This is a genomic window from Tessaracoccus sp. MC1627, assembly GCF_014164725.1.
Taxonomy (GTDB): Bacteria; Actinomycetota; Actinomycetes; order Propionibacteriales; family Propionibacteriaceae; genus Arachnia.
The window spans coordinates 477,145-489,979 of record NZ_JACJGA010000004.1; the positions used below are offsets into that span (position 1 = coordinate 477,145).

Consider the following 12,835-nt stretch of genomic DNA (forward strand, 5'->3'; position numbering starts at 1 on the left):
TGCCCGGCTGCGTGTGCAGGCGGGTCCTACATCTGGATCGGGCTACTGGGACACGGAGGCGGCCAGCTGGCCGCAGGCGCCGTCGATCTCGGAGCCGCGGGTGTCGCGGAGGGTGACCGGGACGCCCCGTCGCTCCAAGGTCTGCATGAAGGCCCGCTCGTCCTCCTTGCGGGAGGCCGTCCACTTCGAGCCCGGGGTGGGATTGAGCGGGATGAGGTTGACGTGCACCCAGCCCCAGTCGCCGCGCTTCTTCAGCAGCGTCGCGAGCAGGTCAGCCCGCGCCACGGAATCGTTGATGTCGCGCATCAGCGCGTACTCGATCGACACGCGCCGCTTTGTGGTGCGCGCGTACTCCCACGCGGCGTCCACCACCTCGCCCACCTTCCATCGGGTGTTGATGGGCACGATCTCGTCACGCAGCTCGTCGTCCGGGGCGTGCAGGGAGACCGCCAAGGTGAGGGGTAGCCCTTCGGTGGTCAGCTGCTGGATCTTCGGGACCAGGCCGACGGTGGAGACCGTGATGCCGCGCGCGCTCATCCCGAATCCGTCCGGGCTGGGCGCGAGGAGGGTGCGGATGGACCCCAGCACCGCCTTGTAGTTGGCCAGCGGCTCCCCCATGCCCATGAACACGATGTTGTTGAGGCGCCCCGACGCACCGGGCACCGCGCCGGATGCCAGCATCTGGTTGGCCGCCAGAGCCTGCACCGTGATCTCCGCCTGGCTCAGGTTGCGCTGCAGGCCACCCTGACCCGTGGCGCAGAAGGGGCAGGCCATCCCGCAGCCCGCCTGCGACGAGATGCACAGCGTCGATCGGCCTGGGTAGCGCATGAGCACCGACTCGAGGAGGGAGCCGTCGTGCAGGCGCCAGAGGGTCTTGACGGTGGTGCCGCGGTCCGCGGTGCGCTGGGTCACCTGCTCGAGCAGGCGCGGGAAGAGCTGCTCCCCCAGGTCGTCGCGGATGGAGGCCGGGATGTCGGAGAAGCCGGCCACGCTGTCTTCGAGCCTGTCGAAGAGGTGCCGCGAGATCTGGTTGGCACGGAACTTGGGCAGGCCGAGCCTCTGGGTGGCGTCGATCCGCTCATCGACGCTCAGATCCAGCCAGTGCTTGGGCGCCTTACCCCTGGCGGGCGCATCGAAGACGATGGGCAGCTGTGTTCCGGACATTGGTCACCTTTTCGATGGAGAGAGCTCAGCCGCCGAGGGCGAGATGGAGGACGAGCCAGCCGACGGGGACGGCCACGAGCATCGAGTCCAGACGATCCATGACACCCCCGTGGCCGGGGAGGAAGTTGGACATGTCCTTGATTCCGGCGTCCCGCTTGAGCAGGGACTCGACGAGGTCACCAGTGGTGGCTGCCAGGCTCACCAGAACCCCGAGCGGGACACCGACCCACCACGGCGCTCCGAGGAGGAACACCGAGGCGAGGACGGCCACGGCGGTGGTCACCGCGACGCCGCCCACCAGGCCCTCCCAGGTCTTGCCCGGGCTGATGTGCGGGGCGAGCTTGTGCCGTCCGATGAGGGAGCCCACTGCGTAGGCACCGGTATCTGAGGCGACGACGCACGCGATGACGGTGAGGATCCTCAGCTGGCCATCCGGCGCCGCCATCAGGAGCGGCACGAACATGCCGAGCAACGGGATGTAGGCGATCACCAGGGCGCTGGCCGCGACGTCGCGGATGAATCCCTCGGCACCGCGGAACAGGCGAGACGCCAGCGCGACGATGGTGGTGGCGCCCAGGCAGATGATGACGAACGACGTCGGGGTCACCCGCATGTCAGTGACGGCCGCGAGGTAGCCACCGATCACGCTGAGGGCGGTTCCCGCCACGATGGGCAGGATCTCGGCGCGCATCCCCTTCCTCAGGAGCGCCCGATGAACCTCCACGGCCGCCGCGCTCAGCCCGACGGCGACCAGCCCGATGAACAGCCAGGGGAACCAGATGAGCCCCACCGCGAAGGACACGAACAACGCGACGCCCACCCCAATGGCCACCGGGAGGTCCCGGCCCGCCTTCGGGGTGCGAGTCTGGTTGTCGCTGGTGGTCATCAGACCTCGAGCAGCTCAGCTTCCTTGTGCTTGAACAGCTCGTCGATGCTCTCGACGAACTTCTTCGTGGTGGCGTCGAGCGCCTTCTCGGCGCGCGCCAGGTCGTCCTCGCTGATCTCGCCGTCCTTCTGGGCCTTCTTCAGATGGTCCATAGCGTGCCGACGGACGTTGCGCACCGCGATGCGGCCGTCCTCGGCCTTGGCCTTGGCCATCTTGATGTACTCGCGGCGACGCTCCTCAGTCAGCTGGGGGACGAGGATACGCACGGAGTTGCCGTCGTTGCTGGGATTGACGCCGAGGTCCGCGTCGCGGATGGCACGCTCGATGGCGCCGATGGCGCTCCTGTCGAACGGGGTGATCACCATGGAGCGCGGGTCAGGTGAGGTGAAGCTGGCCAGCTGCTGCAGTGGCGTGGGCGCTCCGTAGTAGTCCGCGGTGATCTTGCTGAACATGGCGGGATGGGCCCGCCCCGTGCGGATCGTGGACATGTCCTCGCGGGTGTGGTCCACGGCGTGCTGCATCCTGGTGGACGCGTCGTTCTGGGTTTCGACGATCATGACAGTGCTCCTGAGGTGACTGAGGTGGCTAGCGCGAGACCAGGGTGCCGATCGGCTCCCCGGCGACGACTCGCCCGATGTTGCCCGGTGTGGAGAGGTTGAAGAAGACGATACTGAGGTTGTTGTCGCGCGCCAGCGAAATGGCTGTGGCGTCCGCGACCTTCAGGTCCTCCATGAGGAACTGGTCGTAGGAGAGGCGTTCGAACTTCGTGGCCTCTGGGTGGGTCTTGGGATCCTTGTTGTAGACGCCGTCGACGCCCTGCTTGCCCATCAGCAGCACCTCCGCCCCGATCTCGAGGGCCCGCTGGGCGGCCACCGTGTCGGTCGAGAAGTAGGGCATGCCGGAGCCGGCGCCGAAGATGACCAGCCGCCCCTTCTCCAGGTGTCGTTCGGCACGCCTCGGAATGTAGGGCTCCGCCACCTGGGCCATGTTGATCGCCGACTGCACGCGGGTCTCGATGCCTGCCTTCTCGCAGAAGTCCTGCAACGCGATGCTGTTCATCACAGTGCCGAGCATGCCCATGTAGTCCGCCCGGTCCCGCGCCATCCCGTTCTGCGACAGCTCGGCGCCGCGGAAGTAGTTGCCGCCGCCGACGACCACCGCCACCTGGGTGCCGGAACGCACCACCTCAGCGATCTGCTCAGCGATGTTGGCCACCACGATGGGATCCACGCCGAGCTTTCCTCCACCGAACACCTCCCCCGACAGCTTCAGAAGGACTCGTCGATAAGCCACTGGGCCTCCTCGTTCTGGTTGGGTCGCCTCATGCGCGTGCGCCGCGACCCGAGCGGGTCGCGGCGCACGTCACTCTACTTCACTGTGCAGCGGGCTGCTTGTCCTGGGTCAGGCGCCGACCGCGAACCGCACGAAACGCACGATCTCGGTGTTGCCGGCCTTGAGCGCGTCACCGACGGACTTCTTGTCCTCCCACACGGCAGCCTGGTCGACCAGGACGACGTCCTTGAAGAAGCCACCGACGCGACCCTCGACGATCCGCGGGAGGGCACCCTCGGGCTTGCCCTCCTCCTTCGCGGTGGCCTCGGCGATCCGCCGCTCGTTCTCGACGACATCCGCCGGCACCTCGTCGCGGGTGACCCATTGGGGCGACATGGCGGCGATCTGCATCGCGACCTGGTGCGCGAGCGCCTCGTCGCCCTGGTACTCGACCAGGACGCCGACCTGCGGAGGCAGATCCGCGGCACGGCGGTGCAGGTACAGGTGGGTGGCGCCGTCGAAGTTGGCCGCATTGACCACGGAGAGGTTCTCTCCGATCTTGGCACCCAACTCCTGGACCGCGTCCAGGACCTTGGCGCCCGATGCGAGGGACGCATCGTTGGTGGAGGCGACGTCCGTGGCACCGGAGGTGAGGACAGCGGAGAGGATGTCGTCGGCGAGGGAGACGAACTCGGCGTTCTTGGCGACGAAATCGGTCTCGGAGGCGAACTGGATGAGTGCCCCGTCGCGGCCTGCGACGATGCCGTTGGTGGCCTCGCGGTCTGCCCGCTTGGCGGCCTTCGCCAGGCCGGAGATGCGCAGCAACTCGATGGCCTTCTCGAAGTCGCCCTCGGCCTCGGTGAGGGCCCTCTTCGCGTCCATCATCCCCGCGCCGGTGGCGTCGCGGAGCTTCTTCACGTCAGCGGCAGCAATTGCCATGAGTGGTGTTTCCCGTCTTGTTGGTGTGGATCAGTTGGCGGCGGTGGTGTCGTCAGAGGCGGGAGCCTCGGCGTCGACGGCAGGGGCCTCGGACTCGACGACGGGGGCAGCCTCAGCCTCAACGGCCGGGGCGGCCTCGGCTGCGGGGGCTTCCTCGACTGCGGGGGCGGCGACCTCCGCTTCGACGACGGGGGCCTCCGCCGGGGTGGCCTCGGCGCCGAGGAGCTCCAGCTCCCAGTCAGGCATCGGCTCTGCGGCGACCTGCTCGCCACTGCGGCCGGCGGAGCGCTCGATGAGGCCCTCGGCGACGGCGTCGGCGATGATGCGGGTCAGCAGCGCGACGGAACGGATGGCGTCGTCGTTGCCCGGCACCGCGAAGTCCACCTCATCGGGATCGCAGTTGGTGTCCAGGATGCCCACCACGGGGATGTGCAGCTTGCGGGCCTCGTCGACGGCGAGGTGCTCCTTCTTGGTGTCCACGATCCAGACCGCCTGCGGGGTCTTGGCCATGTCGCGGATGCCGCCGAGGGTCTTGTCCAGCTTGATCTTCTCGCGCTCGAGCTGCAGGAGCTCCTTCTTCGTGAGCCCGGAGCCGGGGACGTCGGCGAAGTCCATGCCCTCCAGCTCCTTCAGGCGCTGGATGCGCTTGGTGACCGTGTGGAAGTTGGTGAGCATGCCGCCCAGCCAGCGCTGGTTCACGTACGGCATGCCGACGCGGGTGGCCTGCTCGGCGATGGCCTCCTGGGCCTGCTTCTTGGTGCCGACGAAGAGCACCTGGCCGCCGCGGGCCACGGTGGACTTGACGAAGTGGTACGCCTTGTCGATGTAGCTCAGCGAGAGCTGGAGGTCGATGATGTAGATGCCGTTGCGCTCGGTGAAGATGAATCGCTTCATCTTGGGGTTCCAACGACGGGTCTGGTGCCCGAAGTGAACGCCCGACTCGAGCAGCTGGCGGGTGGAGACGACGGCCATGGCCGGTCCTTTCGCGGCAGGGCTCCGCCCCGCCTGACTTCGGTGGGCCGAGGCCCACGGTGGTTACGATGACCCCAGCGGGGCCAATGCCTGATGCGCCCGGCGCCGCACCCGCTCCGGAGATCGGGACCACGCGGCCACCGGCGGTCCCCCGCGCGGCGCATGCGATGTCAACCCAGAGGTTGCAGGGTCATCTTAGACGGGTGCGTCCAACCGCGACAAACGCACCTGTCCACAGCCGGCAGCGCCGGCGGGAGATCGGGGCGACCGCTGACGAACAAGAAGACATGCGCCCACTTCTGGTCTCCTTCGCCCTGTTCGCCGTGCTGCTCACCTGCGTCTCCCCCGCGGCCGCTGCTGCCGGCCTGCTCCTGGAGCCTCCGGTTCAGGGACGCCTCGTCCGCGGCTTCGACGCGCCCGCATCGCCCTACGCTGCCGGTCATCGCGGGGTGGACCTGGCAGGCACGGCTGGGACGGCTGTGAGGGCCGCGGCGGCTGGGCGCGTGCACTTCTCGGGCTTCGTGGCCGGCCGCGGCACGGTCTCCATCGACCATGGGAACGGCTGGCGGACCACGTACCAACCGGTCACCCCAGGGGTGGGCGAGGGCGAGGTGGTCGCCGCCGGGAACCGCATCGGCACGCTCGCCTCCGGGCATTGCGACGGGGAATCGTGCCTGCACTGGGGACTGACCGACGGCGAACGCTACCTCGACCCTCTGCTCTACCTCGAGACTGCGGTGGTCAGGCTGCTGCCCGCCGGTTCGGAGCCCAGGCCGATGCCGGAGCTCCCCGCGGCCCGTGCCAGCACCGTCGGGACCCTGCCCGTGGACGGGCCCGTGTCGTCTCCGTTCGGGATGCGCCGCCATCCCGTCACGGGCGTGGTCAAGCTGCACGACGGCGTGGACCTGGCCGCCTCCTGCGGCACCCCTGTCAACGCCCCCAGCGGCGGCGTGGTGGTGGACGCGTCCTTCCACGTGGCCTACGGCTACCGGGTCAGGATCGATCACGGAGGAGGGCTGACCATGTCGTACACCCACCTGCCGGGGCTGGAGGTGCGTGAGGGCCAGCAGGTGGCCGCCGGGGCGCGCATCGGGCGCGTCGGCAACACCGGACTCTCCACCGGGTGTCACCTGCACTGGATGGCGTGGCTGAACGGCAGCCTGACCGATCCGCTTACATTGCGCTCCGGCTCCGGTGGGTGACCGGCTCACCGGCCCGCCATGAGTCAGGCGCGCGGATGCGCCTGACGGAAGGCGTCGCGGAGGCGCTCGGAGGTGACATGTGTGTAGATCTGGGTGGTGGCCACCGACGCGTGGCCCAGCATCTCCTGCACGCTGCGCAGGTCAGCTCCGCCCTCGATGAGGTGGGTGGCCATCGCGTGGCGGAGCCCGTGGGGTCCCACGTCCATCCCTGGGCCGGCGGCCGAGGTGAGGTCATGGACCACCCTGCGGGCCACCCGCGGATCCAGCGCCCCGCCCCTTGCGCCCAGGAACACGGTCTCCGGGCTGCCCACCCGTGCCAGCTGCGGACGCAGGTCGAGCCAGGAGTCGATCGCGCGGAGGGCGGGCAGCCCCACCGGCACTGTGCGCTGCTTGCCGCCCTTGCCCAGCACGCTCAGGGATTGACGCTCCCGGTCGACGTCGCGCAGCAACAGGCCGCACGCCTCCGAGACGCGCAGGCCGCTGGAGTAGAGGACCTCCACCAGCGCGAGATCCCTTCTCGCGAGCGGAGAATCCTCCCCGCCTACGCGCGCCTCCGCCCCGAGGATGCCCGCCTCCACGGCACCCACAGGCAGCACGGTCGGCAGCAGCTGCCTCCGCTTCGGCGCTCGGAGCCGCGCGGCGGGATTCATCGCCACGGGCACCTCGTGCTGCGCCCAGGCGAAGAAACCCCGCGCGCACGCCACCCGGCGCTGCACTGTGGCGGTCGCGGCCCCATCGTCGGTCATCCGGGCGAGCCACCCACGGAGCCGCCCGAGGGTGACGCGGCCCACCTCGACGTCGACGAAGCGGGCCAGATCGGCCAGATCAGTGCGGTAGGCGCGCACCGTGTGGGGCGACAGGCCACGCTCGGCGCGAAGGTGCGCCGAGTACTCGTCCAGCAGGGCGGACCACCCCGGGGGAAGCTCCATACCTGTCAGTGTCGCGCACCGCGCACGCGGGGGCGCAGCACGACACCCGTGCGGCATACTGGGCACCCGAAAGAGCGTGGACGAGCACTGCTGGAGGACACATGGCGCAGGACGATCTCACCCAGGGCGGCTCCGTCCGCCCGATGACCAGGTGGGGAACCCCCGTCATGCACGCCAGAACCGAGCCGGTGATCGAGTTCGGCGAGGAGCTGCACACGCTCATCCGTGACATGTTCGCCACCATGCGCGCCTCGGAGGGCGTGGGCCTGGCCGCCACCCAGGTGGGAGTGGGGCTCGCCGTGTTCATCTACGAATGCCCAGACGGCGACGACCGGCTCCAGACCGGCGTCGTGTGCAACCCGGTGGTCACCATGCCCGAGGGAAGCGACCGCCAGCTGGACGCAGCGGACGAGGGCTGCCTCTCGTTCCCAGGCGGCTACGCCATGCTGGCGCGGCCGGACAAGGCCCGTTGCGTCGGTCAGGACCCGTGGGGCAACGAGATCGTCGTGGAGGGCACGGGTCTGCTCGCCCGCTGTCTCCAGCACGAGACCGATCACCTCAACGGAACGGTCTTCGGCGATCGCCTCTCCGCGCGCTCCCGCAGGCAGCTGGACCGCAAGGTGGCCGAGTTGGCCTGGCGCTATCCGGATGACTGGCCGATCTCCCCGAAGGCCGCCCACGCCACTCCTGTCGGAGAGACTGAGCCCCCGCGGACCTGAGCTCTTCCCCTTCACCGGGACTGGACGCCCGGGCGCAGTCCGTAGGCCAGGATCGCGGCGGCCGCGGCCACGTTCAACGAGTCCACGCCCTGGGCCATGGGAATGGTCACGTGGTGATCCGCGGCGGCCTGCCACGCGTCGCTCAGGCCGCGGCCCTCGGTGCCGAGCAGGAGGGCCACCCTCTCGGGCGTCTCGAACTCGGCCAGGTCCACAGCAGCGGTCGACAGCGTCGAGGCGACGAGCGAGAAGCCGGCCTCGCGGAGGCCGATGAGGTCCGCATCGGAGTCCATCCGGCGCCACGGCAGCGCGAGCGACGCTCCCATCGAGGCCTTGATCGCCCGCCGGTAGAGCGGGTCGGCACTGCCTGGGGAGACGATGACCGCGTCCCAGCCGAGCCCGGCCGCCACCCTGATGATTGCGCCGATGTTGGCGTGATCGACGATCTCCTCGCACACGATGACGCGCCGGGACCCGGCGATCTGCTCCCATGACGCCTCCGCCGGGCGGTCGAAGGAGCCGAGCGCTCCCCTGTGGACGTGGAAGCCGCTGATCCTCTCGATGAGCGCCTCCGTCGACACGTAGACCGGCACCTCTGGCCAGCGCTCCAACAGCGGCTCCACGCCCGGCAACCATCTCGGCTGCACCAGGAGTGACCGGGGGCGGCACCCGGCAGCGAAGGCCCGCTCGATGATCTTGACGCCCTCGGCGATGAATCGCCTCTCATCGGAGCGCCTCAACTGGGCGTCACGGAGGCCCGCGAAGTCCAAGAGCCGTTCGTCGGCGGGGTCGGTCACGTCGATCAGCACGGCCCGACGATACCGCCCGACCCCGGGGAGGCCGATCGGGATAGCCTTGTGCGCCATGGACCCGTTCGTGCTGCTCGACGACGCCCGTCGGGGCAGCGCGACCCTCCTCACCGGACTCCGTCGGGTGGACCCGGTCACGCTGGAGAGCCTCGACGAGACGCTGCGCCACGGCTGGGCGGAAGGGCTGCACGCCTTCGCCTGGCTCCCCTACGACCTGGGCGAGGCACACGCCGGGCTCCGGGACACCGCGCCGGGCGCTGTCTACTGGTTCCAGGATCGGGCGGCCGCGGACCCCGTCGACGTGCTGCCCGACGATGGCCACGCATGGCTGGCCGATGTTGCCCACGACGTGGACCGCGCACACTTCGGAGTGGCGGTGGCGGACCTCCAGGAGGTCATCGCCGCCGGCACCAGCTATCAGATCAACTACACGCATCAGGTCACCGGACGCCTCGTCGGCGACCCGATGGCCCTCTACGCCAGGCTGCGCCGGCGGCAGCCGGCCGCGTACGGGGCACTGGCGCGCCTTCCCGCGCCGGCGGCGCCCTGGACGCTCAGCCTCTCCCCCGAGTTGTTCATCCGCGTGGCCGATGGTTCGGCGGTGGCCAGGCCGATGAAGGGCACGGCGCCGGCCTGGACGGACCCCGTCGCCCTGCGCGAGGACCCCAAGAACCGGGCAGAGAACCTGATGATCGTCGACCTCCTCCGCAACGACCTCAGCCGCGTCGCGGTGCCCGGAACAGTGGCGGTGTCAAGGTTGTTCGAGGTGGAGCGGGTCGGTGACCTGTGGCAGATGACCAGCACGGTCAGCGGCCGCCTGGTCCCCGGCACGACGCCGGCGGACCTCCTCGCCGCCACCTTCCCCTGCGGGTCGATCACCGGGGCGCCCAAGCTGGCCAGCATGCGCCTCATCCGCCGCGCTGAGCGGGACGGTCGCGGGCTCTACACCGGTAGCCTCGGCCTGATCGATCCTGCCACCGACGAACTGGGCTGGGCCATGAACCTCAGCATCGCCATCCGCACCCTGGAGGTCGACGGCGAGGGCAGGGTGCGGCTCGGCATCGGCTCCGGGGTGGTCGCGGACAGCACCCCTGACGGCGAGTGGGCCGAGTGCCTCGCGAAGGCCGCCTTCGCCACCGGCCTGAGACCCACCGTGACATTGAAGGAGACCCTGCGCGTGGTCGATGGCGTCGCGCCGCTCGGCACCAGGCATCAGGCACGGCTGACCGCCTCGGCCCGAGAGCTGGGCTTCGGCCCCGTCGAGGCGGTGGTGGAGGCGGCCGTCCGCGACACTCCAACCGGTGCGTGGCGGGTGGCCATCGACGTGGCCCCCACGGGCGCGGCGTCGGTGACCCGGACCCCGCTGGAGCCCCCGCTCTCCCAGGTGCGGCTCAGGCTGGCCGAAGCGCCGTGGGTCCCCGGGCCGCTGGCCAGGTACAAGACCTCGGCGCGCGGACTCTACGACGACGCCGTGCGTGCGGCCTCCGCGGCGGGGGCCTTCGACACCATCGGTTTCGACGCCCATGGCCGCATCCTGGAAGGGGGACGCACATCAGTGTTCGCTCTCCTCGACGGCCGTTGGGTCACCCCGCCGCTCGACCTGGGAATTCTCGACGGCGTCCAACGCTCGGCGGTTCTCTCCGACCCCGCGCTGCTCGGAGCAGGGTCTGTGGCGGAGTACCCCCTGACTTTGGCGGAACTCCGCCGGGCCGACGCCATCGCCGTCACCAACGCCGTGCGCGGGATCGTGGCGGCCCGTCTGGAGGAGAGTCCGTGAAACTGAAGGTCGACCCCATCCTCGTGATCATCCTCGGCACCTTGGCCCTCGGCCTGCTGCTGCCGGTGAGCGGGCGTCCCGCCGAGATCCTGGACCTGGTCACCCGGGTGGGCGTCTTCGTGCTCTTCTTCGGCTACGGCGCGCGGCTGTCCGCTGCCGAGACCCGATCGGGGTTGAAGAACTGGAGGCTGCACCTGGCCATCCTCAGCACCACGTTCGTCGTCTTCCCGCTGTTGGCGGTCCCCGTGCTGGCCATCCCCGACGCCGTGTTGTCGGCCCCCATCCGGGTTGGGCTGATTTTCCTGTGCCTGGTGCCCTCGACTGTGCAGTCGTCGATCACCTTCACCTCGCTGGCCGGCGGCAACGTGGCCGCCGCCATGGTGTCGGCGACGGCCTCGAACGTCCTGGGGGTGGTGATCACCCCGCTGCTGGCCATCGTGTTCATCCCCACAGCCAGCGGCGGATCGATCGGCTTCGAGCAGGTGTGGGGCGTGGTGGTGCAGCTCTTGCTGCCCTTCGTGCTGGGGCAGCTGTCGCGGGTGGTGACGGCCGGATTCATGGCCCGGCACAAGGCGCGCCTCAAGTTCCTGGACCAGGCGGTGATCATGCTGATCGTCTACGGCGCCTTCTCCGAACTGCGCGTCTCCGGCGTCTGGCAGCAGCTGGCGCTCACCGAACTCCTGCTGCTGGTTCCCCTTGCGCTGGCACTCCTGGCCCTGATGTTCTCCTACACGTGGGCGCTGGGCGGGTGGCTCGGCTTCCCGCGCGAGGACCGGATCGCGCTCATGTTCTGCGGCACCAAGAAGTCGCTGGCCACGGGCGTGCCCATGGCCAGCGTGCTCTTCCCCGGCGCCACCGTCGGTGTGCTGGTGATCCCGCTCATGCTGTACCACCAGGCGCAACTGCTGGCCAGCTCGGTGCTGGCCACGAGGCTGCGCGAGGCTCAGGACTGAGGCCCCCACGGGCTGGACTGCTCCTCGCCGGCCTGCTGGGGTGAAGAGGACGGCTGGGGTGAGGAGGACGAGTTACCGTCCCCGATGGACAGCGGTTCCTCACCGGAGGGCGCCAACGATCTGGGCGTGGTGCTGATGTGCGCCCGCCTCGACGCGGCGCGCCCCGCATCAAGGGCCTGCGCATCGGCGATCGCCTGCTCGACGGTGGCGTTGGAACGCTGACGATCACGCACGGCCTGTTCCTCGATCTCCGCCTGCACGTCCACCATCTCGGGTGCCTCGAACTTCTGCGCGGCCTGAGACACGTAGTCGCGGACCCCGCCAGTCTCGGCCACCTGGCCCAGGCCCTTGAGGGCATCGTTGAGCTCGCTGGGGATGACCCACACCTTGTTCGAATCGCCCTTGGCGAGCTTCGGCAGCATCTGCATGTACTGGTAGGCCAGCAGCGCCTGATCGGGTTCTGCGGCGTGAATGGCGTTGAACACCTTGGTGATGGCCTGCGCCTCACCCTCGGCGTGCAGCATCTGCGCCTGCCTGTCGGCCTGGGCACGCAGCACAGCGGCTTCACGGTCGCCCTGTGCGCGCAGGATCGCCGCCTCCCTGTCGCCACCCGCAGACAGGATCTGAGACTGACGCTGCCCTTCGGCGATGAGGATGGAGGCCCTCTTGTCGCGCTCGGCGCGGGCGCCCTTCTCCATCGCGTCACGGATGGTGGGCGGCGGCTCGATGGCGCGCAGCTCCACCCGGTTGACCTTGATGCCCCACTTGCCGGTGGCCTCGTCGAGCACGGCACGAAGCCGCTGGTTGATCTCCTCGCGTGAGGTCAGCGCGGCCTCGAGGTCCATGCCGCCGATGATGTTGCGCAGCGTGGTCATGGTGAGCTGTTCGATGGCGGCGCGGTAGTTCTGCGCCTCGTAGGCGGCGCGCACCGGATCGACGATCTGGAAGTAGATGACCGAGTCGATGGAGACCATCAGGTTGTCCTCGGTGATGACGCCCTGCGGCGGGAACGGCACCACCTCCTCGCGCATGTCCAGCACGTAGCGGACCTGGTCGAAGAACGGGACGACGAGGTGGGGGCCCGGCTCAAGCGCCTTGCGGAACTTGCCCAGCCGTTCGACCAGCGCAACCTTCTGCTGCCGGATGATCTTGAGTGTGGCCGCCAGCGTCATGACGATGAGGATGACGAGTGCGATGAGTACCCAGAGAGTGATGT

General features: G+C 69.4%; 13 protein-coding genes. 4 read left to right on the plus strand and 9 right to left on the minus strand.

All coding sequences use genetic code 11. The features are described 5' to 3' along the window. Window positions 1–42: 42 nt before the first annotated feature. The 6 genes from rlmN to rpsB all read right to left on the minus strand — a co-directional run bounded on the left by rlmN (window position 43) and on the right by rpsB (window position 5,233). Window positions 43–1,164, minus strand: coding sequence for a 23S rRNA (adenine(2503)-C(2))-methyltransferase RlmN (rlmN, locus tag H5399_RS10730; RefSeq protein WP_182783017.1), 1,122 nt, complete (start codon window positions 1,162–1,164; stop codon window positions 43–45). Window positions 1,165–1,189: 25 nt separating this feature from the next. Continuing rightward, a complete protein-coding gene (locus H5399_RS10735) occupies window positions 1,190–2,050 on the minus strand; it encodes a phosphatidate cytidylyltransferase (RefSeq protein ID WP_182783018.1) in 861 nt (286 codons plus the stop codon). After that, window positions 2,050–2,607: a ribosome recycling factor gene (gene frr / locus H5399_RS10740; RefSeq protein WP_182783019.1), complete on the minus strand. Its 558-nt coding sequence runs from the start codon at window positions 2,605–2,607 to the stop codon at window positions 2,050–2,052. The genes H5399_RS10735 and frr overlap by 1 nt, the downstream gene beginning before the upstream one ends. Window positions 2,608–2,635: 28 nt before the next feature. Next, window positions 2,636–3,343 (minus strand): UMP kinase, encoded by a 708-nt coding sequence (gene pyrH / locus H5399_RS10745; RefSeq protein WP_182783020.1) that lies wholly within the window; start codon window positions 3,341–3,343, stop codon window positions 2,636–2,638. Between the two features lie 108 nt (window positions 3,344–3,451). Next, complete coding sequence (gene tsf, locus H5399_RS10750) at window positions 3,452–4,261, minus strand: translation elongation factor Ts (RefSeq protein ID WP_182783021.1); 810 nt, start codon at window positions 4,259–4,261, stop codon at window positions 3,452–3,454. A 30-nt stretch (window positions 4,262–4,291) separates the two neighbouring features. Continuing rightward, window positions 4,292–5,233, minus strand: coding sequence for a 30S ribosomal protein S2 (rpsB, locus tag H5399_RS10755; RefSeq protein WP_182783022.1), 942 nt, complete (start codon window positions 5,231–5,233; stop codon window positions 4,292–4,294). Between the two features lie 287 nt (window positions 5,234–5,520). Between rpsB and H5399_RS10760 the strand changes: the two genes are divergently transcribed. Continuing rightward, entirely contained in the window at window positions 5,521–6,435 is a 915-nt protein-coding gene (locus tag H5399_RS10760) for a M23 family metallopeptidase (protein ID WP_182783023.1), read from the plus strand. A 23-nt stretch (window positions 6,436–6,458) separates the two neighbouring features. On the opposite strand, the gene H5399_RS10765 is transcribed toward H5399_RS10760, so the two are convergent. Beyond that, on the minus strand, window positions 6,459–7,364 hold the full coding sequence (locus H5399_RS10765; RefSeq protein WP_220490947.1) for a tyrosine recombinase XerC: 906 nt from the start codon (window positions 7,362–7,364) through the stop codon (window positions 6,459–6,461). A 101-nt stretch (window positions 7,365–7,465) separates the two neighbouring features. Here H5399_RS10765 and def point away from each other — a divergent pair, with 101 nt between their 5' ends. After that, on the plus strand, window positions 7,466–8,083 hold the full coding sequence (def, locus tag H5399_RS10770) for a peptide deformylase (RefSeq protein WP_182783025.1): 618 nt from the start codon (window positions 7,466–7,468) through the stop codon (window positions 8,081–8,083). Window positions 8,084–8,094: 11 nt separating this feature from the next. Here the strand turns inward: def and H5399_RS10775 are convergent, their stop codons facing one another. After that, window positions 8,095–8,946: an RNA methyltransferase gene (locus H5399_RS10775; RefSeq protein WP_182783026.1), complete on the minus strand. Its 852-nt coding sequence runs from the start codon at window positions 8,944–8,946 to the stop codon at window positions 8,095–8,097. On the opposite strand from H5399_RS10775, the gene H5399_RS10780 reads away from it, so the two are divergent. After that, window positions 8,945–10,666 carry a chorismate-binding protein gene (locus H5399_RS10780; protein WP_182783027.1) on the plus strand — a complete coding sequence of 574 codons (1,722 nt, stop codon included), beginning with the start codon at window positions 8,945–8,947 and terminating at the stop codon, window positions 10,664–10,666. The two genes, H5399_RS10775 and H5399_RS10780, sit on opposite strands and share 2 nt — an antisense overlap. Continuing rightward, window positions 10,663–11,619: a bile acid:sodium symporter family protein gene (locus H5399_RS10785; RefSeq protein WP_182783028.1), complete on the plus strand. Its 957-nt coding sequence runs from the start codon at window positions 10,663–10,665 to the stop codon at window positions 11,617–11,619. Before H5399_RS10780 ends, H5399_RS10785 begins: the two co-directional genes overlap by 4 nt. On the opposite strand, the gene H5399_RS10790 is transcribed toward H5399_RS10785, so the two are convergent. Continuing rightward, window positions 11,610–12,791: an SPFH domain-containing protein gene (locus H5399_RS10790; protein ID WP_370585754.1), complete on the minus strand. Its 1,182-nt coding sequence runs from the start codon at window positions 12,789–12,791 to the stop codon at window positions 11,610–11,612. The genes H5399_RS10785 and H5399_RS10790 overlap by 10 nt on opposite strands. Window positions 12,792–12,835: the final 44 nt, after the last annotated feature.